The sequence below is a fragment of the Aestuariivirga sp. genome (assembly GCF_020252395.1).
GTDB lineage: Bacteria > Pseudomonadota > Alphaproteobacteria > Rhizobiales > Aestuariivirgaceae > Aestuariivirga.
In genome coordinates this window covers 1-23,827 of sequence record NZ_JADCDB010000005.1, presented here as the reverse complement: position 1 = coordinate 23,827, position 23,827 = coordinate 1, and the positions used below count along the sequence as shown (strand labels likewise).

The 23,827-nt window shown below is 63.5% G+C and carries 20 protein-coding genes and 2 pseudogenes; 15 read left to right on the top strand and 7 right to left on the bottom strand.

What is annotated here, in order from left to right; translation table 11 throughout:
• Positions 1-58: 58 nt before the first annotated feature.
• The 8 genes from IOC82_RS04395 to IOC82_RS04360 all read left to right on the top strand — a co-directional run bounded on the left by IOC82_RS04395 (position 59) and on the right by IOC82_RS04360 (position 9,968).
• The gene (locus IOC82_RS04395; RefSeq protein ID WP_290544962.1) at positions 59-1,189 is read left to right on the top strand and encodes a DUF2066 domain-containing protein; all 1,131 of its coding nucleotides are present in this window, start codon (positions 59-61) and stop codon (positions 1,187-1,189) included.
• 11 nt (positions 1,190-1,200) lie between these two features.
• Positions 1,201-1,758 carry a CDP-alcohol phosphatidyltransferase family protein gene (locus IOC82_RS04390; protein WP_290544961.1) on the top strand — a complete coding sequence of 186 codons (558 nt, stop codon included), beginning with the start codon at positions 1,201-1,203 and terminating at the stop codon, positions 1,756-1,758.
• A complete protein-coding gene (locus IOC82_RS04385; RefSeq protein ID WP_290544960.1) occupies positions 1,755-2,885 on the top strand; it encodes an AI-2E family transporter in 1,131 nt (376 codons plus the stop codon). Before IOC82_RS04390 ends, IOC82_RS04385 begins: the two co-directional genes overlap by 4 nt.
• Entirely contained in the window at positions 2,882-3,574 is a 693-nt protein-coding gene (locus tag IOC82_RS04380; protein WP_290544959.1) for a hypothetical protein, read from the top strand. The genes IOC82_RS04385 and IOC82_RS04380 overlap by 4 nt, the downstream gene beginning before the upstream one ends.
• Before the next feature lie 80 nt (positions 3,575-3,654).
• Positions 3,655-5,829 carry an RNA degradosome polyphosphate kinase gene (locus IOC82_RS04375; protein WP_290544958.1) on the top strand — a complete coding sequence of 725 codons (2,175 nt, stop codon included), beginning with the start codon at positions 3,655-3,657 and terminating at the stop codon, positions 5,827-5,829.
• The gene (gene ppx, locus IOC82_RS04370; protein ID WP_290544957.1) at positions 5,826-7,349 is read left to right on the top strand and encodes an exopolyphosphatase; all 1,524 of its coding nucleotides are present in this window, start codon (positions 5,826-5,828) and stop codon (positions 7,347-7,349) included. Before IOC82_RS04375 ends, ppx begins: the two co-directional genes overlap by 4 nt.
• 123 nt (positions 7,350-7,472) lie before the next feature.
• Entirely contained in the window at positions 7,473-8,510 is a 1,038-nt protein-coding gene (locus IOC82_RS04365) for a patatin-like phospholipase family protein (protein ID WP_290544956.1), read from the top strand.
• Positions 8,511-8,513: 3 nt separating this feature from the next.
• A complete protein-coding gene (locus IOC82_RS04360) occupies positions 8,514-9,968 on the top strand; it encodes a GntP family permease (RefSeq protein WP_290544955.1) in 1,455 nt (484 codons plus the stop codon).
• 173 nt (positions 9,969-10,141) lie between these two features.
• On the opposite strand, the gene IOC82_RS04355 is transcribed toward IOC82_RS04360, so the two are convergent.
• The 5 genes from IOC82_RS04355 to IOC82_RS04335 are packed head-to-tail and all read right to left on the bottom strand — an operon-like array spanning position 10,142 to position 15,720.
• Positions 10,142-11,089 (bottom strand): PfkB family carbohydrate kinase, encoded by a 948-nt coding sequence (locus IOC82_RS04355; protein WP_290544954.1) that lies wholly within the window; start codon positions 11,087-11,089, stop codon positions 10,142-10,144.
• A 30-nt stretch (positions 11,090-11,119) separates the two neighbouring features.
• Positions 11,120-12,364: a dihydrolipoamide acetyltransferase family protein gene (locus IOC82_RS04350; protein WP_290544953.1), complete on the bottom strand. Its 1,245-nt coding sequence runs from the start codon at positions 12,362-12,364 to the stop codon at positions 11,120-11,122.
• 1 nt (position 12,365) lies between these two features.
• The gene (locus IOC82_RS04345) at positions 12,366-13,352 is read right to left on the bottom strand and encodes an alpha-ketoacid dehydrogenase subunit beta (protein WP_290544952.1); all 987 of its coding nucleotides are present in this window, start codon (positions 13,350-13,352) and stop codon (positions 12,366-12,368) included.
• On the bottom strand, positions 13,352-14,368 hold the full coding sequence (locus IOC82_RS04340) for a thiamine pyrophosphate-dependent dehydrogenase E1 component subunit alpha (protein WP_290544951.1): 1,017 nt from the start codon (positions 14,366-14,368) through the stop codon (positions 13,352-13,354). Before IOC82_RS04340 ends, IOC82_RS04345 begins: the two co-directional genes overlap by 1 nt.
• The gene (locus tag IOC82_RS04335; protein ID WP_290544950.1) at positions 14,365-15,720 is read right to left on the bottom strand and encodes a homoserine dehydrogenase; all 1,356 of its coding nucleotides are present in this window, start codon (positions 15,718-15,720) and stop codon (positions 14,365-14,367) included. The genes IOC82_RS04340 and IOC82_RS04335 overlap by 4 nt, the downstream gene beginning before the upstream one ends.
• Before the next feature lie 249 nt (positions 15,721-15,969).
• Here IOC82_RS04335 and IOC82_RS04330 point away from each other — a divergent pair, with 249 nt between their 5' ends.
• The 7 genes and pseudogenes from IOC82_RS04330 (at position 15,970) to IOC82_RS04300 (ending at position 22,292) form a co-directional block, all read left to right on the top strand.
• Positions 15,970-17,019 carry an ABC transporter ATP-binding protein gene (locus tag IOC82_RS04330; protein WP_290544949.1) on the top strand — a complete coding sequence of 350 codons (1,050 nt, stop codon included), beginning with the start codon at positions 15,970-15,972 and terminating at the stop codon, positions 17,017-17,019.
• Positions 17,020-17,145: 126 nt separating this feature from the next.
• Positions 17,146-17,460 (top strand): hypothetical protein, encoded by a 315-nt coding sequence (locus tag IOC82_RS04325; protein WP_366935643.1) that lies wholly within the window; start codon positions 17,146-17,148, stop codon positions 17,458-17,460.
• A gap of 189 nt (positions 17,461-17,649) precedes the next feature.
• Complete coding sequence (locus IOC82_RS04320) at positions 17,650-18,156, top strand: DUF1269 domain-containing protein (protein ID WP_290544948.1); 507 nt, start codon at positions 17,650-17,652, stop codon at positions 18,154-18,156.
• Positions 18,157-18,236: 80 nt separating this feature from the next.
• Positions 18,237-18,464: a hypothetical protein gene (locus tag IOC82_RS04315; protein ID WP_290545006.1), complete on the top strand. Its 228-nt coding sequence runs from the start codon at positions 18,237-18,239 to the stop codon at positions 18,462-18,464.
• Positions 18,401-18,532 (top strand): annotated as a pseudogene (locus IOC82_RS04310) (transcriptional regulator); the annotation flags it as partial. The gene IOC82_RS04315 and the pseudogene IOC82_RS04310, both read left to right, overlap by 64 nt.
• 482 nt (positions 18,533-19,014) lie before the next feature.
• Positions 19,015-21,369 carry an ATP-binding protein gene (locus IOC82_RS04305; protein WP_290544947.1) on the top strand — a complete coding sequence of 785 codons (2,355 nt, stop codon included), beginning with the start codon at positions 19,015-19,017 and terminating at the stop codon, positions 21,367-21,369.
• Between the two features lie 77 nt (positions 21,370-21,446).
• Positions 21,447-22,292, top strand: a complete 846-nt coding sequence (locus IOC82_RS04300; RefSeq protein ID WP_290544946.1) for a hypothetical protein — start codon at positions 21,447-21,449, stop codon at positions 22,290-22,292.
• Here IOC82_RS04300 and IOC82_RS04295 read toward each other — a convergent pair.
• Positions 22,239-23,528, bottom strand: coding sequence for a DNA cytosine methyltransferase (locus IOC82_RS04295; protein ID WP_290544945.1), 1,290 nt, complete (start codon positions 23,526-23,528; stop codon positions 22,239-22,241). The genes IOC82_RS04300 and IOC82_RS04295 overlap by 54 nt on opposite strands.
• 173 nt (positions 23,529-23,701) lie before the next feature.
• Positions 23,702-23,827 (bottom strand): annotated as a pseudogene (locus IOC82_RS04290) (IS630 family transposase); the annotation flags it as partial.

Here is a 23,827-nt window from a genome sequence, read left to right as displayed (position 1 = left end):
ACGGAATAAAGCGCCGAAGGCACGCCCGGACAACGAGTGGAAAGTTGGAACCGGCATATTGAACGTCATTCGCATGTTGCAGGGCCGCGCCGTGGCGGCGGCCCTCGCCGGGTTCCTGGCTTTGGCCGCCTTCGCTATGCCTGGACTGGCCGGAGGCCCGGTCGAAACCAGCCCCTTTGCCGTGCAGGGGGTCGATATCGACGTCACCTCGACGGACGCCACCTCGGCCAAGAACCAGGCCCTGATGGACGTGCAGGTGAAGGCCTTCTTCCAGCTTGTGGAGAAGCTGGGCTCGCCCGGGCTTGTGGCCCAGCTCAGGGCGAAAATGAAGCCGGAGGAGATCGCACCCCTTCTCCGCTCGCTGTCGATTGAGAAGGAAACCTCCGCCCCCGGCCGCTACATCGGCACCTTCACCGTGCGCTTCCTGCCAGGCAAGATGGAGAAATTTCTCGCGGGCTACAACATCAGTGTGTCCACGGTGCAGGCTGATCCCGTGCTGGTCATCCCTGTCCACCGCGCGCCGGATGGCCCGAAGTTGTGGGAGGACAATCCCTGGCGTCAGGCCTGGCTGAACCTCAAGGCGGAGCAGGGCATGGTGCCGATCATCATCCCGCTGGGCGACAAGGACGACATCGACACGCTGACCACCGGAGAGGCGCTGGCGGGCGACACGGTGAAACTCGACGCCATTCGCAAACGCTATGACGCCGCAAGCGTGCTGGTGGCCCAGGCTCAACCCACGGATGATGGCGGTCTCCACGTCTACATCGAGGGCGATATCAAGCTCGGCCGCGTGAACATAAACAAGATCTACACGCCCGAGACCGGCGAGGACGGCACGCCGGTTGCCGCCGAGACGGCGGCCACGTTGGCCTTCAAAAAGGTTCTATACAAAGCCTATGAAGTGCAAGCCATCGCCGAGGCCGAGGCGAAGGCGGCGCGCGACAACACGCCCCAGTTGCTGGCCGTCACCGTGCCCTTTAGCTCGCCGCGCGAGTGGAACGCGATCCGCGCCCGCATCCTCAACACCCCCAGTGTTTCAGGCGTCGATCTCTCCAGCCTCGATTTCGGCGGCGCCACCATCCGGCTGGTCTACACCCGCAGCCTCGAGGAACTGCAGGCCAACATGCAGCGCGTGGGGCTGAACCTCAGCCAGGGTGGCAATGGCTGGGTGATCCAGCCCATGTAGCGGCCGGCGCCATGCACAACATCCCCAATCTCATCTCCGTCATGAGGCTGCTGCTGGTGCCGGTCACCGTGTGGCTGATCATTTCGGAGGCCCATGGCTGGGCATTTCTCACCTTCATGGCGGCGGGAATTTCGGACGGCATCGACGGTTATCTTGCCCGCCGTTTCGACTGGCGCACCAGGCTCGGCGCCTATCTGGACCCGCTGGCCGACAAGGCGCTGCTGGTTTCGGTTTTCGTCACGCTGGGCTTTCTCAAGCTGATCCCCGCATGGCTCGCCATTGCGGTGGTGTCGCGCGATGCGCTGATCGTGGGGGCCGTGCTGCTGTCCCGCCTGTTGGACCACCCGGTCCACGTGCGCCCGCTGATGGTGAGCAAGGTCAACACCGTGGTTCAGATCGTTTTTGCGGTTTCTGTGCTGGGCGTGGCGGCGCTGGGAAAGCCGGTGGGAACGATTGTGGAGTATGGCGGCATTCCCGTCGCCCTGTTGACGGCGCTGTCAGGGGCTGACTATCTCTCGGCCTGGCTGCGCCATATGGCGGAGCAGCCTGATGAGGATGGCGCGCCGTGACGCTGCAGAGACAGGTGCTGATCTGGGCCGCATGCTTTGCGGTGGCGGTGCTCGTGCTGTGGCTGCTGAGCCCCATCCTGCTGCCCTTTCTCGCCGGCTTCGTGCTGGCCTATTTTCTCGATCCCATCGCCGACAGGCTGCAGAAATGGGGTTTCTCGCGGCTGACCGCCGCCCTGTTGATCGTCATCGTGGCGCTGCTTGCGCTGGTCGCTGCCCTGGTGATTTTCGTGCCCATGCTGGTCGACCAGGTGGGGCGATTCGCCAGCGAGCTTCCGGCCCTGATCCAGTCGCTTGCCGCGCGGCTCAACGCCTGGGCGCCGGAGTGGATGAAGGAGGCGGTGAACAAGAGCGGCACCGACATCCAGGCCTCGGTCACGCAATTCGCCGGCAAGGCGGCGGATTGGATCCTGAGCGTGCTGAAGACGCTGCTGTCGGGCGGCCTGGCGCTCGTCAACCTGGTGTCGCTGCTGGTGGTGACGCCGATCGTCGCCTTCTACATGCTGGTCGACTGGGACCGCATGATCGCCACCATCGACAGCTGGGTGCCGCGCGACTACGTCGACACGGTGCGCGAGCTGGGCCGCGACGTGAACGCCGCCATGGCCGGCTTCATCCGCGGCCAGGGCACGGTCTGCCTCGTGCTCGGCATCTTCTATGCCGCGGGCCTCACCCTCGCCGGTCTCAAGTTCGGCCTCGCCATCGGCCTTCTCGCCGGGGCGCTCACCTTCATTCCCTATGCCGGCGCCATGACCGGCGGCGTGCTGGCCATCGGCGTGGCGCTCGTCCAGTTCTGGCCGGATTACTGGGCGATCGGGCTGGTGGCCGGCATCTTCGCGGTGGGCCAGTTCCTTGAAGGCAATTTCCTGTCGCCGAAGCTCGTCGGCAAGAGCATCGGGCTTCATCCCGTCTGGCTGATGTTCGCGCTCTTCGCCTTCGGCTATGCCTTTGGCTTCGTCGGCCTGCTGCTGGCGGTGCCCATGGCGGCGGCGGCCGGCGTGCTGGTGCGCTTCGCACTCAAGCAATACCTCGCCAGCCGTCTCTATCTCGGCGTTGACGGCGCCGGGGGTTCGCCGGTTCCGGTTGATCCCGCCGGGCCACCCGAGGCCATCGAGAACCGCCCGGCATGAGCCGCCAGCTGGTGCTCGACCTGCCGCTGCGCACCGCGCTGGGGCGGGACGATTTCCTGGTGACGCCGTCCAACGCCGCCGCCGTGGCTATGATCGACCGCTACCCGGACTGGCCGCACCACGGCGTGGTGCTGGTGGGCGGCAGCGGCTCGGGCAAGTCGCATTTGCTCGAAGTGTGGCGGCAGGCCTCGGGCGCACGGCTCGTCACCGCCGGTGCGCTGGGCAACGAGCCGCCGGACAGGCTTCTGGCGCAAGGATCGCTCGCCATCGACAATGCGCCGGGCGCGGCCCTGGACGAGCGCGCGCTGTTCCATCTCCTCAACCTCACGCGGCAGACCGGCAGCCACGTGCTGATCGCCGCTGAGCTCGACCCGGCGCAGTGGACGGTGCAACTTCCCGATCTGGCATCCCGCCTCAAGGCGCTGGCCGTGGCGCGCCTCGACCCGCCCGATGACGCGCTGCTGCGGGGCGTGCTGGTGAAGCACTTCGCCGACCGGCAGATCGGCGTCGAGGAACCGGTGATCTCCTACCTCATGCTGCGCATGCCGCGCTCGCTCGATGCCGCCCGTGCCGTGGTGGCGGAACTCGACCGGCTGGCGCTGACCGAAAAGACCGCCGTCACCCGCGGCCTCGCCGCCCGCGTGCTGCAGCAGATGACCGAGCCCACGCTGTTTCCCGACGAGGGTTAAGGCTGTCCCAGGACGGGGTTCACCCAACCGTTACAAGCCTGTTATAGTGCCGTTCCGGCTCCACTTTCCGAAAGGCGGCCATGAACGAGCAGCTTCCCTTGGCCGGGGCCATCACGGCCGCCGACCCGCAGCGTTTCATCAACCGCGAGATCTCGTGGCTGGGCTTCAACATGCGGGTGCTGGAGGAGGCGCGGAATACGGCGCATCCGCTGCTCGAACGGCTGCGCTTCCTGTCGATCTCGGGCAACAACCTGGACGAGTTCTTCATGGTGCGCGTGGCGGGCCTCGTCGGCCAGGTGCGCGAGAAGCTGACGCAAGCCAGCGATGACGGCCTCACCGCCCAGGAACAGCTCGACCGGGTGCGCGCGCTCGCCCAGGAGCTGATGGCCGAGCAGGACCGGCGCTGGCACCAGCTCACCCAGGAGCTGGCCCAGAACGGCATCGTCATCACCGACGGCAGCGACCTGCTGGGCCATGAAAAGTCCTGGCTCGATCAGCGCTTCCTCGAACAGATTCTGCCCGTGGTGACGCCCATCGCCATCGATCCGGCCCATCCCTTTCCCTTCATCCCCAACCGCGGCTTCATCATTGCGCTCGATCTCAGGCGGCGGAAGGACAACGAGCAGATGAACGCGCTGCTGCCCATTCCGCAGCAGCTTGACCGCTTCGTGCGGCTGCCCGCCATCGAAGGCCAGCGCGATCTGCGCTTCATTTCGCTCGAGAATATGCTGGGACTGTTCATCCCGCGGCTGTTCCCCGGCTACGACCTCACCGGCAAGGGCGTGATGCGGCTGATCCGTGACAGCGATATCGAAATCGAGGAAGAGGCGGAAGATCTCGTGCGCGTGTTCGAAAGCGCCCTGAAGCGCCGCCGCCGCGGTTCGGTGATCCGCATGGAGTTCGATGCCGCAACGCCGCCTCCGCTGCGCGAATTCATCGCCGCGGAACTGGCCGTTCACCGCGACGCCATCGTCGAATGCGCCGGTCTCGTGGGCTATTCCGACACCAGGCTCCTCATCCTGGACGAGCGGCCGGACCTGAAGTTCAAACCCTTCATGGCGCGCTTTCCAGAGCGCATCCGCGACCACGGAGGCGATTGCTTCGCGGCGATCCGCCAGAAGGACATCGTCGTCCACCACCCGTACGAGTCCTTCGACGTCGTGGTGCAATTCGTGCTGCAGGCGGCGAATGACCCGGACGTCGTCGCCATCAAGCAGACGCTCTACCGCACCTCGAAGGACTCGCCCATCGTCGCGGCGCTGGCCAAGGCGGCGGAGGCGGGAAAATCCGTCATGGCGCTGGTCGAGCTCAAGGCGCGCTTCGACGAGGAGGCCAACATTCAGTGGGCGAGGGATCTCGAACGCGCCGGCGTACAGGTGGTCTTCGGCTTCATCGAGCTCAAGACCCATGCCAAGGTCTCGATGGTGGTGCGCCGCGAGTCGGGCGCCATGCGCAGTTATGTGCATTTCGGCACCGGCAACTATCACCCGATCACCGCCAAGGTCTATACCGATCTCTCCTTCTTCACCTGCGATCCGGCCTTGGTGCGTGACGCGGCACGGCTGTTCAACTTCATCTCGGGCTATGCCCAGCCCGAGGACTTGGAGAAGATCGCGCTCTCGCCCATCAACCTGAAGCGCCGGCTGCTCGATCACATTGACGAGGAGATCGAGCACGCCAAGGCGGGCCGCCCGGCGCAGATCTGGGCCAAGCTCAATTCCATCGTCGATCCCGGCATCATCGATGCACTCTACAAGGCGAGCCAGGCGGGCGTTCAGATCGATCTCGTGGTGCGCGGCATCTGCTGCCTGAGGCCAGGCGTGCCGGGCCTCTCCGGGAACATCCGCGTCAAGAGCATCATCGGCCGCTTCCTGGAGCACTCGCGCATTGTGTGCTTCGGCGGCGGCCACGCGCTGCCCAACAAGCGGGCCAAGGTCTATATTTCCTCCGCCGACTGGATGCAGCGCAACCTGCACCGCCGCGTCGAAACGCTGATCCCCATCGAAAACCCCACCGTGCATGACCAGATCCTCGACCAGATCATGATGGCCAACATGATGGACAACCAGCAGAGCTGGGAGCTGTTGGCCGACGGCGCCTCGCGCCGCATCGCGCCCGGCCCGGACGAGGAACCGTTCAACGCCCATGACTATTTCATGAAGAATCCCTCGCTCTCCGGCCGCGGACGCAGCCAGGCTCTGCCGCCGGAAATTATCGAGCGCGCCAGGAAGAAGAAGGCCAGGCCGAAGCCGTGAAGTGGGACAACTGGCACAAGGGCTTCCGCACCGAGCCGCCGAAATACCGGCCGGTGGCCGTTGTCGACATCGGGTCGAACTCCGTCCGCCTCGTCGTCTATGACGGTCTGCGCCGCTCGCCGTCGCCCATTTTCAACGAGAAGATTCTCTGCGGCCTCGGCCGCGGCGTGGCCACCAGGGGCATGCTGGCGGAGGAGGGCATCACCCGCGCGATCGCGGCGCTGAAGCGCTTCCGCGCGCTGGCGCGGCAGATCGGCGCCAAACATGTCTATGCCGTGGCCACCGCCGCCGCGCGCGAGGCGTCCAACGGCCCGCAATTCGTCGCCCGGGCGGAAAAGGCACTGGGCTGCGGCATCAAGGTGCTCACCGGCAAGGAAGAGGCGCGTTACGCGGCTCTGGGCGTCATCGCCGGCATTCCGGGTGCGGATGGCGTGGCGGGTGACTTAGGGGGTGGCTCTCTCGAACTCATCGACATTAAGGACGGCAAGCTGAGGGAGGGCATCACCCTGCCGCTCGGCCCCTTGCGCCTTATCGACCTCTCGGGCGGATCGATCGAGAAGGCGCGCGAGATCATCGACGAGTCCTTCGCCAGGACCGGCATCCTCAAGCTCCTTCAGGGCCGCACCTTTTATGCCGTGGGCGGCACCTGGCGAAACCTCGCCAAGCTGCACATGGCGCAGAGCCATTATCCGCTGCATGTGCTGCACTGCTACCGGCTCGCCAAGCAGCAGGCCATGTCATTGGCCGGCCTTGTGGCGCATCTTTCGCCCAATTCGCTGAAGGAAATCCGCGAAGTCTCGAAAAGCCGCTCGGACACCATGCCCTTCGGCGCGCTGGTGCTCGAACGGCTGCTGGCGCATTGCCAGCCCGCCGCCGTCGAAATCTCCGTCTTTGGCGTGCGCGAGGGCCTGCTGTTCTCGAAGCTCCCCGCGCGGAAGCGCAACTCCGATGCGCTGCTCTCCTCCTGCTGGGATTTCGCCAGGCGCTATGCCCGCTCGCCCGAGCATGAGCTCGAACTCTGCGACTGGACCGACCAGCTCTTCGGCCCCGGCAAACTGCCGGAGACGGATGACCAGCGGCGGCTCCGCTATGCGGCCTGTCTCTTGGCCGACATCGGCTGGCGCGCGCATCCGGACTATCGCGCCGAGCGCTCCCTCTCCATGATCTCGCAGGCGGCCTTCGTCGGCGTCGATCATCCGGGCCGCATCTTCGTGGCGCTTACGGTGTTCTACCGCTATGACGGCGAAGGCGAGGACGGCGACGGCCTCAACCGCCTCCTCGACGATGACGCCCACCAGCGCGCCCATCTTCTGGCGTCGATCTTCCGGCTGGCCTATATCCTCTCCGCTGCCATGCCGGGCATGCTGCCCAACATCTCGCTCAGGCTCGGCGACAACAAGACGCTGATCCTGCGGCTTCCGGGCAAGCTCGCGGATCTCGCGGGCGAGCGCGTGGAAAAACGCCTCGCGGGCCTCGCCGCCGAGATCGGCCGCACCGGCAAGCTGGTGGTCGGGCGGTAGGAACGCCGGAAGCGATTAATCCTGCAACCAGCACATGACTCTGTCGTGCAAGTGTGATAGCGATGCTGCATTGCAATAATTGCTGCAACGCACACTCTTGTGCCTCTTTGAAAGTCAGGCCGGATGGCAAAGCCCCGTAACAACGATGGAAAACCGATCCTCATTGACCTCGCGCTGCAGGGCGGGGGCTCGCACGGGGCTTTCACCTGGGGCGTGATCGACCGCATGCTGGAGGAACCGCGGTTCCTGATCGAGGCGATTTCGGGCACCTCCGCCGGGGCCATGAATGCCGCGGTGCTGGCCGATGGCTGGAACAAGGGTGGCCCGGAAGGCGCCAAGGCTGCGCTCTTCGCCTATTGGAAGCGCGTGTCCGATGCCGCCGCCTTCAGCCCCTTCCAGAGGACGCCGCTGGACAAGATGCTGGGGCGCTGGTCGCTCGACCATTCGCCTGTTTATCTCGCGATGGACCTGCTCACGCGCGTCGCCTCGCCTTATGATCTCAACCCGGCGGGCTACAATCCGCTGAAGCCCATTCTTGAGGAAAGTATCGATTTCGCCGGGCTGGCGAAGTCCCCCATCAAGCTCTTCATCACCGCCACCAATGTGCGCACCGGGCGCGGCCACATCTTCCGCAATGCCGAGATCACCGCGGACGTGCTGCTGGCCTCCGCCTGCCTGCCAACCATGTTCCAGGCGGTGGAGATCGGCGGCGAGGCCTATTGGGACGGCGGCTATGCCGGCAACCCGACCATCACCCCGCTGGTGCGCGAGAGCAACGCGCGTGACACGATCCTGGTGCAGATCAATCCGCGTGAGCGTTCCGAGGTGCCGCGAACTGCCGCGGACATCCTCAACCGCCTGAACGAGATTTCCTTCAATTCGCCGCTGATGAAGGAGATCCGCATGATCGCCCTGCTGCGCCAGGTGGTGGATCCCGGCACGGGCGAGGGGGCCCGCTGGGCCCGCATGCGCACCCACCGCATCATGACGGAGAAGCTGGCCGAGCTTGGCGCTTCCTCCAAGCTCAATGCCGAGTGGGACTTCATCGAGATGCTGCATTCCGAGGGGCGCCGCGCCGCTGACCGGTTCATCGCCCTACATGGCGATGACGTGGGCAAGCGCAGCAGTGCCGACATCGACGTGCTTTTGGCGGAGAGCTGAACCATGGGACTGCTGGGAATTCTCGCCGGCCTCGCGATCCTCATCGCGCTTGCCTTCCGCGGCTGGAGCATCCTGCTGCTGGCGCCCATCGCGGCGCTGGTCACGGCCATGTTCTCGGGCGAGCCGCTGCTGGCGCACTGGACGCAGGTGTTCATGGTGAGCGGGGCGGGTTTCATCGCCCAGTTCTTTCCGCTGTTTCTGCTGGGCGCGCTGTTCGGCAAGCTGATGGAGGATTCGGGCTCCGTCACGGTCATCGCCAAGTGGATGGTGGAAAGGCTCGGCGCCGGCCGCGCCATTCTCGCGGTCGTGCTGGCGGGCGCACTCGTCACCTATGGCGGCGTCAGCCTTTTCGTCGCCTTCTTCGTGCTCGCCCCCATGGCGCAGGAGCTGTTCCGCTCGGCCTCAATCCCGCGCCGGCTGATGCCGGCGGCCATCGTGCTCGGCACCTCCACCTTCACCATGTCGGCCTTGCCGGGAACGCCCTCGATCCAGAACGCCATCCCCATGCCCTTCTTCGGCACCACGCCTTTTGCAGCACCGGGCCTTGGCATCATCGCGTCCCTCGTCATGCTGGGCTTCGGCCTGTGGTGGCTCAACCGCGAGCAGGCCCGCGCCGCAACGCGCGGCGAGGGTTTCGGCGACGGCCGCCCGGCCACGGCGCGCGACCTGGCCGAGAATGAAAAGCTGCGCGAGCGCGCCACCACGGCCCGCGAATTCGATCCGGCGGAAATCAACAGCGGTGCTGTGGCGCTGAAGCCACCCTCCGTCGCGCTTGCGGCGCTGCCGCTGGTGGTGGTGATCATCGTCAACATCCTCATGTCCTTTTTCATTCTTCCGCAGGTCAATGCGGACTTTCTGGCCAAGCCGGAGTTCGGGGCGACGTCGCTTTCGGCGCTGAGCGGGGTGTGGGCGGTGATCACCGCGCTGGCGGCGGCCATCGTCACGGCCCTTGCCATCAACGTCCGCCGGCTGCCGGCCCTCAAGAGCACCATCGACGCCGGCGCCAATGCCTCGGTCCTGCCCATCATGTCGGTGGCGAGCCTCGTCGGCTTCGGCGCTGTTGTGGCCGCCATGCCGGCCTTCAAGGATGTGAGCGGCTGGGTGCTGGGCATCGGCGGCGGCCCGCTCGTTTCGCTGTCGGTGGCGGTCAACGTACTCGCGGCTTTAACGGGCTCGGCCTCGGGCGGCCTCACCATCGCGCTCGATGCGCTGGGGGGCACCTTCATGCAGCGCGCCGCGGCCATCGGCATGGATCCGGCACTCCTGCACCGGGTGGCCGTCATCAGCTCCGGCACGCTCGACAGCCTGCCGCACAATGGCGCGGTGGTCACACTGCTGGCCGTGTGCGGGTCGAACCACAAGGAAGCCTACCGCGACATCGTCATGGTCGGCATCCTCGGCGCCATCCTGGCGCTGGTGGTTGTGATCGTGCTGGGCGGGATGTTCGGTTCGTTCTGAGGCTTGTTCCTTTCTCGTCCTCACCGGCTTGCGGGGAAGGGGCCCAATAAAGTTAAGGTAGGTGAGGGCACGTCAGCTCCACCCACAATCGTTCACTCGACGTCCCCTCATCTCCCCGTTGCTTTCGCAACCGGTCCCGTCTTCACCCGCTGGAGAAGCGGGCGACGCCGCTGTCAGCCCCGCATCCTCGTCCGCTTCATAAATTCCAGCGTATGCTCGAAATCCTTCACGCCCGCCTGCGAGCCGAGCCCGGTGGCGTTGAGCGCCGAGGTCGCCTGCGCGAACCGCACCGCCGTTTCCATGTCGAAGCCATGCACCAGCGCCACCGCGAAGCCCGCATCGAAGGCATCGCCGCAGCCGCAGGTGCATTTGACGGCGATGTCGAAGGCTGGCACACGGAACTTCACGCCGTCGCGGTCATGGTAATAGGCGCCGTCGCCGCCCAGTGTCAGCACGCAGGCCTTCACCCCCATGTCGAGGAAGAACTTCGCCGTGTCGCCATGCTCGCTGCGGCCGCACAGCGCCTGGGCCTCCTCGATCGAGGGCATGAAATAGTCGGTATAGGGCAGCACTCGGGCGATGGCCGGCAGGTCCTTCGGACTCCCGGCGAAGACGTCCACCGTGGTCGTGGCGCCATGAGCCTTGGCGGTCTTCATCACCACCGCCGTCTGGCCCTTGTCCATGGCATCCATCAGCCCGACGCCGCCGGCGTGGAACACTTTGGTGTCGGTGGCGCGCGGGATCATTTCGCCGGTCACGAAGAAGTTCGATGTGGCGCCCTTCATGTGAAGTGCGGGGCGTGAGCCGTCGGCACGCGTGGTGACGATGGAGGAGGAGGTCTTCCAGCCGGGCTGGCGCTGCACGCCCCACGTGTCGACGCCAAAATGGGCGAGCCGCTGCAGCACCCAGTCGCCCATTAGGTCCTCGCCGACGCCCGCGACGGCCAGCGTGTTGAGGCCCATCTTGGCGGCGGCGATGGCAGCCGTACCGCCCGCACCCGAAACGGCGAGCGTCAGTTCGTCGATGAACACCGTGCCGCCCCCGGGCGGGATTTCGGTGAAGGGCCAGCCGAGGCAATCAAAGGTGTAGAACCCCATCGAGACATAGTCGTAGCGCGGCACGGAAAACTCCCTTGATCGGCCGTGCCTGTCTCAGGCCAGCATCAGCAACGGTTCTTCAATAAGGCTCCGGAAGGCCTGCAGCAACTCGGCACCCACCGCGCCGTCCACCGCCCGGTGATCGCAGGAGAGGGTGGCGGTCATCTGGGTGGCCAGAACCGGCTGGCCGTTGACCGGCACGAAGCGCTCCACTGCGGTGCCGACCGCCAGGATCGTGGCCTGCGGCGGGTTGATGATGGCAGTGAACTGCTCGATCCCATACATGCCGAGATTGGAGATGGCCGTGGTTCCGCCCTGGTATTCGGATGGCTGAAGCTTGCGGGCGCGGGACTTGGCGGCGAGTTCCTTCATTTCGGCGGAAATGGCGGCGAGCGTCTTCGTCTCGACGGCGCGCAGGACGGGGGTGAAGAGCCCGCCCTCGACAGCCACCGCAACACCCACATCGCTCGATTTGTGCCGCAGGATCGAGTCCCCGGCCCATGTGACATTCGCGGCAGGCACCTTCTGGAGTGCGGCGCCCATGGCCTTGATGATGAAGTCGTTGATCGACAGCTTCCACAGCGGCTTGCCGCCGGCGCCCTTGGGGGCTGAGGCGTTCAGCCGCTCGCGCGTGGCCAGCAGGGTGTCGAGCGTGCAGGTGACGGAGAGGTAGAAATGCGGGACGGTCTGCTTCGACTCCGTCAGCCGCGCCGCGATGGTGCGGCGCATGCCGTCGACCGGGATCACCTCGAAGCTGCCGGGGACGTGGAGATTCTGCACGCTGCCGGTGGAGGGGGCAGGGGCTGCGACGGGTGCTGGCTTTGCCTCGCCCGCACCGCGCACATCCGCCGCGACGATACGGCCGCGTGGGCCGCTGCCTGCGATGGCGCTAAGTGTCAGACCGGCCTGCCGCGCCATACGGCGGGCGAGTGGTGTGGCGCGCGGGGCTTCGCCGTTGGCGGCTGGGGCTGAAGCGACGGGCGCAGCAGCTGCCGGTGTAGCGGCGGGCGCTACAGGCGCTGCGGCCACCTTCGCAGGGGCAGGAGCACTGACCGCCTCGCCTTCGGCATAGATCCACGCCACGGCGGAGCCGACGGGGGCCGTGCACCCCTCGCTCACCACGATGTTGCGCAGAATGCCATCGGCGGGCGCGTCGATCTCCATCGCGGCCTTGTCGGTCTCGATCTCGAACAGGGCGGCGCCCTTGGCGACCTTGTCGCCATCCTTGTGGTGCCACTTGGAAATCTTGCCCGTCGCCATGTCCATGTCGACGCGCGGAAGAATCACTTCGACGGCCATGCTACAGGCGCCCGCGGACGAGGTTGCGAAGTCCCTCGACAATGCCCGGCGCCTGCGGCACGGCCGCCTTCTCGAGTTCCGGGTTGTAGGGAATGGGGGACTCGGCCCCGCCCAGCCGCAGGATCGGCGCGTCGAGATAGTCGAACGCCTCGCTCTCGGCGATGCGCGCGCTGATCTCCGCGCCGATGCCGAGCGTCTTCACGCCCTCATAGACGCAGGCCATGCGCGAGGTCTTCTTCACGCTGCCGATGATGGTGGCGGTGTCGATGGGCCGCAGCGTGCGCAGGTCGATCACCTCGACGTCGATTCCTTCCGCCGCAAGCGTCTCCGCCGCTTCCAGCGACTTGTGAACCATGATGGAGGTGGCGACCACGGTGACGTCACGCCCCTTGCGCGCCACATGCGCCTTGCCGATGGGAATGCGATAGGGCTCCTCCGGCACCTCGCCCTTCATCTTGTAGAGAAGCTTGTGCTCGAAGACCATGACGGGGTCGGGGTCGTCGATGGCGGCGAGCAGCATGCCCTTCACGTCCGCCGGAGTGGACGGTTGCACCACCTTGAGGCCCGGCACATGGGCGAGCCAGGCATCGAGCGACTGCGAATGCTGTGCTGCCGCACCCGTGCCGGAACCGGCGGGAAAGCGCATGACCAGCGGTACGTTCACCTTGCCGCCGAGCATGTAGCGGAGCTTGGCCGCCTGGTTGACGATCTGCTCCATGGCGAGTGTCGCGAAATCCGAGAACTGGAATTCCAGCACCGGCTTGCAGCCCGCAAGCGCGGCTCCCACCGCGACACCGGCCTGGCCAAGCTCGGAAATCGGGGCATCCATCACCCGCTCCTCGCCGTAACGATGCACGAGGTCGCCCGTCACCTGGAAGGCGCCGCCATAGACGCCGATATCCTCGCCCATGAGGAACACCGCGGGATCGGCATCCATCGCCTGCGCAAGCGCCTCCTGGATGGCCTGAGCGTAAGTCAGTTCACGCATCAAGCGGCCTCGTTGGAATAGACGTCGCGCGTCACTTCGGCGGGGTTGGGATCGGTGCCCAGCCGCGCGAATTCGATGCCAGCGGCGATCTCGGCCTCGGCGGAGTTGCGGATGGCGTTCACCTCCGCCTCGGTGGCGAGGCCGTGCGCCATCAGTTCGGCCTCGAAATGCGGAATGGGGTCACGCGCCTTCCATTCCTCGATCTCTTCCCTGGTCCGATAGCGGTTGCGGTCGGAGCGGGAGTGGCCGCGGGTGCGGTAGGTCTTGCATTCGACGAGCGTCGGACCATCGCCGCGGCGCGCCCGTGCGATGGCCTCGTCAATCGCCTCTTCCACGTCGGCAATGGAATTGCCGTCGGCGATGACGCCGGGCATGCCATAGGCGGATGCACGGTCCGCCACATTCGCCACCGCCATGGACCGCTCGGTCGGCACCGACATGCCGTATTTATTGTTCTCGCAGACGAAGACCACGGGCAGCTTCCAGACCGCCGCCATGTTGAGCGCCTCGTGGAAGGCGCCTTCATTGGAGGCGCCATCGCCGAAGAAGCACATGGCCACGTCGTCTCGCTTCTGCTTCTTGATGGCGAGTGCCGCCCCCACCGCAATGGGAAGCCCGCCGCCCACGATGCCATTGGCGCCAAGGTTGCCCGTCGCCACATCGGCGATGTGCATGGAGCCGCCGCGGCCCCGGCAATAGCCCTCTTCCTTGCCGAAGAACTCGGCGAACATCAGCTTGGGGTCCGCCCCCTTGCCGATGCAGTGGCCATGGCCGCGATGCGTCGATGTGATGTAGTCGGAGTTGCGCAGCGCCATGGTGGCGCCAACGGCGGAGCCCTCCTGGCCAATGGAGAGATGCATGGTGCCGTGGATCAGCCCGCGCATATAGGCCTCTTCAGCACCTTCCTCGAAGCGGCGGATCAAATACATCTTGCGCAAGGCTTCCTTCAGCTGGCCGGCTGAATACTTCTGGTAGAAAGGCCGGGCGTTCGGCTTGATCTTGCCCACGGCGTTCATGTCAGCGACCCTTTCAGCATGTCGTCCTGGCGCTGGCGCAGCGCCACGATGCGGGCGGAATCATCCACCGCGCAATTGTCGTAGGTGAGGAGTTCGCCCTTCCCGATGGGCTTCGTGGCCTTGCCGTTTTCCAGCAGGCCGCAGGGGATGGCGCGGTCGCGCAGGGCATCGGCCACCGTCATGATCCAGGCGCGGTAGGTGTACTCGCCGATGGCGTCGAGACGCTCGCCCGGAACGAGAGCCTTCTTGGCCACGGCGCAGACCTCGGCCGAGGGCACATCAAGCGGCGCCATGTCGGCCGCGTGGTAGAGCACGGCGCGGGCACAGGAGAGCGGCACCTCGAGGCTGGTGAGGTGGTAGGGCCGGTAGAAGGTGTAGTAGGGGCCAGGGCCGAGCTTCAGGTCATGCATGCGCTCGCGCACGCGCGGGTGCGCCATTTCGGCGATGACGAAGACGCCGGGGGCAACACCCTTGCCGATCGAATAGTCGACAACGCCCTTCTTAGACAGAACGCCGCCATCGGCTTTCGGGCACAGCACCTTCTCCAGCTGGTCGAGTGTTGCCGCGGGGCCGTGCATGCCGGGGCAGTCAGGCACGAGGCCGGTGGCATTGGCGATGGCGGCCATTTCCACCATGGTCTTGGAGCCGTCGACGAACTCCACCAGCATGCGCGGGTTCATGTTCCGCCGCTTGGCCTCGTCCATGTACTGGGCCGGGGTGGCATCGATGTTGAGCGGGTTGTTCTTGCCCTTGCCGGCAGCGACGATGGGGTAGCCGAGGCCGGTGACGAAATTGACGAGCTCCATGGCGGAGGAGGGCTCGTCGCCCGCGCCCAGCGTATAGACGACGCCCAGCCGTTTCGCCTCGCGCGCCAGATAGGCGCCGATGGTAACGTCGGCCTCGACATTCATCATGACAAGGTGCTTGCCATGTTCCATGGCGGCGAGGCCGATTTCGGCGCCCACGGCGGGCTTGCCGGTGGCGTCGATCACCACATCAATGTGGGGCGAGGTGCAGACAAGCTGTGCATCCTGCGTGATGGCGGTCCTGCCGCCCTCAAGCGCCGATGCGAGGGCCGATGCGGTTGCGGCTTCGGCAACCTGGTCATCGGCGCGGCCCGCAATGCCGAGGGCCTTGCGCGCCGAGGCGAGATTGATCTCGGCGATGGCGGCCACCGTGATGCCTGTCATCTGCTGGCATTGGGTGACGATGTCGGTGCCCATCTCGCCCGAGCCGATGAGGCCGACGCGGATCGGCCGGCCCTCTTTCTCGAGGCGGCGGGCGAGATCAGCTGCAAGGCCGGTTGTCGCGCCGATGCGGCGTGGACCGCGCGGGATATCGTCTGCCGGCATACCGGTCTCCTGATTGCTGGATGCGGAGAATAAGATACTTTTGGGCCTTTGCCTGTCAATAAGTATTGTTAATCAGAGTTGCGTGTGATTTCGCAAGTGCGAAGGCGTGACCCGCCTGTGGAGTGGGCCGCCCCGGCCGGCAGCGGGTGCTTCCGATTCGCTGCAGGACATGGAATTACGAAACAATCGCGCCGTGATCTTGCATTTAGTGTCGGATGTGCAACACTTCTGTGAAAAGGGGAGTCGCGCATGGCATCGATCAGCCTCAACAAGATCAGCAAGGCCTGGGGCCCGGTGGTCGGCGTGGATGCGATCGACCTCGACATCCGCGACAAGGAGTTCATGGTTTTCCTCGGCCCCTCGGGCTGCGGCAAGACGACGACCATGCGGATGATTGCGGGCCTCGAAGACCCGACGGGCGGCGAGATCCTGATTGACGGCGAGACGGTGAACGACGTGGACGCGCGCGACCGGGACGTGGCCATGGTGTTCCAGTCCTACGCGCTCTACCCCAATATGACGATCTACGAGAACATCCGCTTTCCCTTGCGCATGCGCGGCGTGCCGAAGGAAAAGCACGACCGGATGGTGCGCGAGGCCGCCGCCATCGTGGAGCTGGGCGATCTGCTTGACCGCAAGCCGCGCGCCCTGTCCGGCGGCCAGCGCCAGCGCGCAGCGCTCGCGCGCGCCGTGGTGCGCCATCCGCGCGTCTTCCTGATGGACGAGCCCTTGTCCAACCTCGACGCCAAGCTGCGCCTCACCATGCGCGCGCAATTGAAGCACATCCAGCGCCGGCTGGAGACGACGACGGTCTATGTGACCCATGACCAGATCGAGGCCATGACGCTGGCCGACCGCATCGCCATCATGAACAGGGGCAAGATCCAGCAGCTGGGAACGCCCGACGAGGTCTACAACAACCCCGCCAATGTCTTCGTCGCCGGTTTCATCGGCTCGCCGCCGATGAACCTGCTGAAGGGCGACATCGAGAACGGCGCCTTCATCGGCCCTTCGACGCGCGTCGAGGGTGTGGGCAAGGGAAGCCGCCAGGGCGTCATCCTCGGCATCCGCCCGGAGGATATTTCGGTGGCCGCCCCCGGCCAGGGCCATCTCAATTCCAGCCTCTATTCGCTGGAACCGACAGGCGACCAGACACTGGTCTCGGCACTCGCCGGCGAGCAGATGGTCGTCGCCAAGGGCGCGCGCAACTTCCGCCAGGAGCTCGAAACGCCGATCGGCCTCAGCTTCGACGTGGCGCGCTGCTATCTGTTCGATGCGGCGGGCGGGGCAAGAATTTAGAGCATCAGCCGGAGGTTGGCTCCTTCGACGCAGGCCAAATCGCAGAACTCCTTCTTCAATTCAATCCCGGATGCGGTTCCCCATGGCATCGCCCGCCTCCCTCCGGATCAGGCAAATGCGTTATGCATGTCTCCGGACGGTGTCTCCCATGCCGCCCTTCGGTACGGCCTCGCGCAGGCCGGCGTCAGCTCCATCGTCTGGGCCACCGGCTATGCGCTGGACTTCGGCTGGATCAAGTTCGACGCCTTCGACGGCAAGGGCAGGCCCGCGCATGAGCGTGGCGTCTCCAGCAAAGCGCCTGGGCTTTATTTCCTTGGCCTCCCCTGGCTGTCGCGCCGCGCCTCCGCCTTCATCTGGGGCGTGTGGGCCGATGCCGAATATATTGCGGGCCACATCGCCCGGGGCGGGGCGCCAGCCGGACACGCGCCGCCCGGCCCATGACGGGGAGCCGTCGCCGGCAAGGCCAGGCACGATCCGGACCCCCTCGCCAAACACGCTCTCATCCACCCGGCACGGATGAACACCGCGCTCTGCCGCTTGTGAACGCCTGGTTTGGCCGGTAATGATGTCCCATGGGCCCGGCGGGACGGTTGAACGCCACCCGGGATATGCGCTGACAGGAGGTTGCGGATGGCCGATCTTATTGCGATTACTTATGAGAACGAGGAAAAGGCGGAAACTGTCCGCAAGCGCGTGCTGGAGCTCCAGAACGAGTATCTGATCTCGCTGGAGGATGCCGTGGTGGTCGTCAAGGACGCCGACGGCAAGATCAAGCTCAATCAGCTGTTGAACACCACTGCCGCCGGCGCGGCTTCGGGCAGTTTCTGGGGCTTCCTCGTCGGCCTGCTGTTCATGATGCCGCTGGCCGGCGTGCTGCTGGGCGCGGCGGCGGGTGCGCTGGGCGGCAAGCTCAGCGATTACGGCATCAGGGACGATTTCATGAAGGGCGTGGCCGAAGCGATCAAGCCGGGCAATGCCGCGCTGTTCCTGCTCGTCAAGAACATGACCGCCGACAAGGTGCTGGCCGACCTCGCCCCCCATGGCGGCACCGTGCTGCGCACCTCGCTCGACGAAACCAAAGAAAAAGCCCTGCGCGACGCGCTCGACGAGCATGTGAAGCAAGCACCCGCCACCTGAGGCAGCCAGGGTTCGCCGATCGCTGCCGCCTGAACAAACAATGGCCATCGGGCGCCGCCCAGCCTGAGGACCCCGCGCCCATGGCCATTGCATCAACCGCCCAACAGGGCGGTCACGCGGCCGGTACGTCACGTATGGGTGGATCGTGGAAGGGGCTTACACCACTACTGAAGAAGCTCTGGCAAACTCTGGAACAGTTGGCGGGCTTCCGGCCAGCCGGCCTCTACAAGAAACCCAACGCAGCCAATCAACTTGCTACGTTGCGCGGCTGGAGAGCGGCCAGCGGCGCGTGGACGTGGTTGAACTGATAGAGCTCGGCAGCATTCTCGGATTTGATCCGGCTGCTGCAGTTGGCCATATTGCTGGACTCAGGTAGGCGGGCTCCGAGTACCTGATCGTCGAGCGCCCCGACTGGACCTACCGGTGCCTTGCTGAGGAGGTCAACGGTCATATCAAGTATTTAGCCGCGAGCGAGGAGTCCTTCAGGCGGTATTCCAGTCAAATGCGGAGGCGTGGAGAGGACGTGCTGCTCAGAAGGTGGAGAAAAGGATATGGCCCAGACAGTACTTCATGACTAAAAAACTGAGTTGCGCGATATCCGGACGTCGTTCGGTCCGCGAGGGGCAGACAGTGGATTTTTGGTCGTTCCCCATCGAGCTTTCTGTGACACTTGATTCGCCTGCTCCGAGGGCTTTCGAGCAATGCAACGATCCGGAATGGCGATCATCTGCGATTAAGCTTGTCCAAGAGCGGATGCTCCTATTTGTCTGTCCAGACGAGTACAAGGCAGGCATGTTATCAAACTGTCGTTTGCTGAGTCGCTGACTACATCTAGGGAACTGGGAGCGGGCGGATCTATTGGCCAAGAGTAAGCTTCATTTCGACGTCAGCGTCGGGCTCAAGCGCGTCCTTGGCCGCGAACTGATCACCGATGACGAAGTTGCGATTTTTGAGATGGTCAAGAATTCGTTCGATGCCGGAGCATCGAACGTCCACCTCTTCTTCGATTCCGAGAAAATCATCGTCGCAGATGATGGCTCGGGGATGGACCGAGACGACCTCGAAAAGAAGTGGCTGTTCGTCGCCTATTCCTCGAAGCGGGACGCAAATCGCGATTATCGTGATAAGGCATCGAGCCGCGGCCATTTCGCTGGCAGCAAGGGTATTGGTCGATTTTCCTCGGACCGACTTGGCCAAACGATCATCTTGCAAAGTCGTCCAGAGAAGGGCGGCTCAGAAATTCACCGCCTGGATATCAACTGGGATGATTTTGAAAAGGATGATACCCAACGGTTTGAGACGATACCACTCAACTATAGCGACATCGAACGGTTCGAAGTCCCGCCGGAACTTCAGGATTTTGGCGCAAAACTCTTACACGGCACGATCATTGAGATCCAAAGACTTCGTCACATCTGGACGCGAGAAGACCTGAAATCCCTGAAAGCCGCGCTCGCCAAGCTCATTAACCCGTTCGGTAGCGCGACGGACTCTTTTGTGATCCACATCACCGCTCCGGACGAGTTGGAGAAGGACAAGGCTCTAGAGGCACAGTCGAAAGCCAAAGGGAAGGAGCTTTCCTCGCGAGATATCGTCAACGGCCGCGTTGGCAACTTCATTTTCTCGGATTTGCGCGGGAAGACGACGTTCATCGAGGTTGAGATTAGCGGTGATTGGATCAGTTCGACGCTGACCGATCGTGGCGAAGTCGTTTACAAGATACGAGAGCCCAATCCCTACGGCCTACTCAGCGACGCTGGCTTCCGCTGCGAGCTCTATTACCTGAACCAGTCTGCCAAGCAGACCTTTGCGCGCCGGGTCGGCTTGCCCTCAGTTCGTTTCGGCTCGGTCTTCCTTTTCCGCAATGGCTTCCGGGTTTTCCCCATTGGGGAGGAGGCCAACGACTGGTTCGGCTATGACCGCCGCAAGCAGCAAGGCTATTCGCGGTTTCTCGGCAGCCGCGAGATCATTGGGCGGGTCGATGTTTTTGGTACTGACGAAGACTTCCAAGAAGCTTCAAGCCGCAACCAAGGCCTGATTGAGACACCGGCTGTGCGCGAGTTGCAAAATTGCTTCACAGAACATTGCCTGAAGCGGCTCGAAAAGTACGTTGTGCCCGTGTCGTGGGCAGACAGCGCCGACGCTAGCGCCGAGGATGTTTCGCGCTTGCTGACGGATGCCGGACGAGCGCGAGTCTCCACCGCTGTTGCAAAGCTAGTCGACAACGATGAGGTCGAGCTATTGGACTACAGCCGCCGTCTAGTCGGCCTCCTGAATGAACGCTCCGCCGGCTTCGAGGCGTCGCTAGGCAGCCTTCGTGCTATTGCTGAAAAGACAGGTGATAAGGACTTCCTTCGTAGACTGGAAACGGCCGAGAAGCGCTACGACGAACTGAAACGAGCCGAGGTCGAAGCACGCAAGGCGGCCGACAAAGAGCGGACTGCTGCGCTGCGAGCAAATGAACGCGCACTTCGGGCCGAAGCCGAGGTGGAGATTGAGCGACGACGGGCGCATTTTCTTGACAGCATCGTTAGCTTGGACGTCGCTCGCACGATCAACCTTCAGCATCAAGTTGGAATATACGCGTTTGAGTTGAACCAGCAGATCGAGAACCTTCTGCGTGGTACAACGGAGCAAGCTGTTATTTCGCGCGATGTAGTCGTCGCTGCACTGGAACAAATTTCAATCTTGAACCGCCGCATCCAGGCCGCATCAAAGTTCGCTACGATGGCGAATTTTGAATTGGACTCGGGCATGATCGAGACAGACCTAGCCGCTTTCATCGAGGACTACGTATCGAAGCTCGAGCGCCTATCGTTAGGCAAAGGCACTAGAATTTCCGTGACCAACAGTCACTCTGGCCTGACCTTGCGCTTCAACCCCATGGATATCTCAATCGTGGTCGAGAACCTCGTCAGCAATGCGAAAAAGGCGAGGGCTCCTCGAATCAATTTCGACATCCATGGCCGCGATGAAGACAACGCACTTGTTATTGACGTGGTGGATGATGGCCAAGGCCTCGCCAGAGGAGTTGACCCCAACCGCATCTTTGACATGGGCTACACTGCCACGAACACGGGCTCGGGACTAGGCCTGTATCACGTACGCCAAGTGCTTGGTGAAATGAACGGTAGCATTGAGCTTAACCGTGATTACGAGGGTCGTGGTATCGCCTTTCAGGTCGTCATCGCACCAGCTCGGAAACGAACATGAGGCTAGATTTTAATGTCCTGTGGGTGGAAGACCAACAGCGTATGGTGGCTGGTGCCGTTACTAACTTGACGCGGATCATGGCCGACGAAGGCTTCGAACTGAAGCCTACGTTCTGCGCCACAATGAACGATGTGACTCGCTATTTGGGCGATGACCTTTTCCGCGATGAGGTTGACCTAATCTTGGTTGATTGGGACCTCGGTGCAGGGCTACGTGGCGAGACTGTAATCTCTGAGATACGATGTCACATCGCCTATAAAGATGTTGTCTTCTACTCAGCCAACATTGACATTCTCGAATTGCGGCGTGCTTCCTTCGCTGAAGGCCACGAAGGCGTTTATTTTGTCTCTAGAAACGAGCTGCCCGAAGAGGTTAACCAGCTCTTTCATGTGATGATCAAGAAGGTGCTGGATCTGGACCACACGAGGGGGATTGTGATGGGTGCGACCAGTGACGTCGACCAGATGGCTCGCGAATGCTTGCAACTTGCTCACGACATGCTCGACAATGCTGGCAAGGCGGGCGTCCTCAGAGAAATGATCGACCTGCTTGATGAGAAGGTTCCCAACGTTGAGCGGGCCATTGCGAAGCTTAAGGGCAGCCCAGCGGTAGTGGACATCCTGAAGGCCCACGCAACTTTCACGGCTAACGACGGCCTGCGCATCCTTTCACGCTTGCTCGACCTACCAGCATTCGCGATTCATCAAGGACATCAGGCCAGCGTGAAACGGTACATGGCGGACATCGTGCCTAAGCGAAACGTTTTGGGTCACAAGGTTCTGACACCCGACGGGAAGCCATTCGGAATCGCAGGCGCTAACGGGCAAGTCGTCGCGCTGGACGAAATGCGCGCGCTGCGCCGCGCTTTGCTAGAACTGCGTAATGAGTTCCGGTTGCTCCACGCGGGCCTTTCTGCTCGCTAGCGGCTTATTCTTTGCTACGGGCATTTTCATTATCGCAAGAAGGGCTTCGCCGATCGCGCAGGCCGCAAGCGGCGGCACTGCGTTAGCGACTTGGGTAAATCTGGGAACCTCAAGACGTCGGCGGTGTCCGCCTGTGGTGTATTTGCCTTTGAAGGCGAACCAGTCGGGGAATGACTGTAGGCGAGCATTCTCGCGCACCGTTAGCGTTCGAGGTTCGCTGTAATGTAGGAGGTCATCCGGCATGCTGGTGATCGTAGGTGAAGGACGATCGGGATCAAGCACACGCAGCGCCAACTTCTTCAGTCCGTACCGCTGCCGGGTCTCCGCGCCGATCGAGGTGTTTAGCCGCCCTTCAGCATGACAGCTTTCAATGATCTCAGCGAAGCGCCTTGCAATCTCGCTGGCGTGGCGCGCCAGGCGCAGATCAGTGACGCCTTCCGCACCCTCACCCATCAGCTTCTGGTAGGAGGTGATGCGCATGGCCGGAAGCGTCTCTTTGAAGCCAGGTGTGTCAGTGCTGGGCTGGACGCCGACCTTCCCGGTCTCAAGGTCAGAGATCGCTGACCAGGAGCTAACCGGCGCCTGCAGACGCTGCGATCGCAAAAAGCTCGCCATCCTTTCTTCAATAATCTTGAAGGGGTCGACGTCACCGCAAGACGGGTGCAGAGCGATCAGGATGTATCGGATCCGTTGTTGCGGCACGCCAAACCTTGAGAGATCCAAAAGGCGCTCGTGAACGCGATAGCGATCGGATAAGAGGTTCCGCAGGCTGCTCGCGTAGTTGTCGACGCCTTCCTGCCCGCCGAAGCTTAGGGTGAAGCCCTTTACATTCTCCATGAGCACGATGCGCGGCTCTACGAGCCGCACGAGTTCGACGTAGGATTTGAAAAGCCGGTTGCGGGGGTCGTCCGAGCGCCGGCGACCAGCAGAGGAAAAGCCTTGGCAGGGCGGCCCACCAGCGAGCACGTCAACTTCCCCCCGGAGGGCAACAAGGGCGTCTTGGTGTTCAACCAACAGGTCTTCGATTGCCTTCGGCTGCTGCTCAAGCCATTTGGGCCAGTCGAACTTGTTGGTCCCGTCACCATCGATCAAGTTATGACGCAGCGTGGCGAACGCAAAATTGTCCTTCTCAACGGCGAATAGGCCTTTCAAGCCGGCTTGCATCAAACCGAGCGAAAGTCCTCCGCAGCCAGCGAAGGCATCAATAAATGCTGGTTGTCTGCCTTTCGCGCCCATTGAACCCCTAAAGAAGATCCGGGGCAAGCCCAGGATTTGGAGAGCACCCGTTAACTATCAGATCAAATGCAGCATGCGGGTGAATCATGAAGAACGGGTTGATTCTTGGGGGACCCTAGCCTTGCCGTGAGTCGGGTGCCTAACGCTAGTTCATCCTTTAGAGCATCGGGCGGTCAATTGAATCCATATCCTGCGGCGGCGAAGTAGTTGGCGCATTCGTTTGGAGTGAAGAGCGAGCAGATGTTTCCGATGGCCTTCCGGAGATCATCGATGGTGCGTGCTGCTTTGGCTCTGAGGTG

Coding starts and splice junctions, on each gene's coding strand:
- IOC82_RS04390 (WP_290544961.1), top strand. CDS start 1,201: ATGCACAACATCCCCAATCTCATCTCCGTCATGAGGCTGCTGCTGGTG.
- IOC82_RS04380 (WP_290544959.1), top strand. CDS start 2,882: ATGAGCCGCCAGCTGGTGCTCGACCTGCCGCTGCGCACCGCGCTGGGG.
- IOC82_RS04375 (WP_290544958.1), top strand. CDS start 3,655: ATGAACGAGCAGCTTCCCTTGGCCGGGGCCATCACGGCCGCCGACCCG.
- IOC82_RS04365 (WP_290544956.1), top strand. CDS start 7,473: ATGGCAAAGCCCCGTAACAACGATGGAAAACCGATCCTCATTGACCTC.
- IOC82_RS04360 (WP_290544955.1), top strand. CDS start 8,514: ATGGGACTGCTGGGAATTCTCGCCGGCCTCGCGATCCTCATCGCGCTT.
- IOC82_RS04350 (WP_290544953.1), bottom strand. CDS start 12,364: ATGGCCGTCGAAGTGATTCTTCCGCGCGTCGACATGGACATGGCGACG.
- IOC82_RS04345 (WP_290544952.1), bottom strand. CDS start 13,352: ATGCGTGAACTGACTTACGCTCAGGCCATCCAGGAGGCGCTTGCGCAG.
- IOC82_RS04340 (WP_290544951.1), bottom strand. CDS start 14,368: ATGAACGCCGTGGGCAAGATCAAGCCGAACGCCCGGCCTTTCTACCAG.
- IOC82_RS04335 (WP_290544950.1), bottom strand. CDS start 15,720: ATGCCGGCAGACGATATCCCGCGCGGTCCACGCCGCATCGGCGCGACA.
- IOC82_RS04330 (WP_290544949.1), top strand. CDS start 15,970: ATGGCATCGATCAGCCTCAACAAGATCAGCAAGGCCTGGGGCCCGGTG.
- IOC82_RS04325 (WP_366935643.1), top strand. CDS start 17,146: ATGTCTCCGGACGGTGTCTCCCATGCCGCCCTTCGGTACGGCCTCGCG.
- IOC82_RS04320 (WP_290544948.1), top strand. CDS start 17,650: ATGGCCGATCTTATTGCGATTACTTATGAGAACGAGGAAAAGGCGGAA.
- IOC82_RS04315 (WP_290545006.1), top strand. CDS start 18,237: ATGGCCATTGCATCAACCGCCCAACAGGGCGGTCACGCGGCCGGTACG.
- IOC82_RS04300 (WP_290544946.1), top strand. CDS start 21,447: ATGGCCGACGAAGGCTTCGAACTGAAGCCTACGTTCTGCGCCACAATG.
- IOC82_RS04295 (WP_290544945.1), bottom strand. CDS start 23,528: ATGGGCGCGAAAGGCAGACAACCAGCATTTATTGATGCCTTCGCTGGC.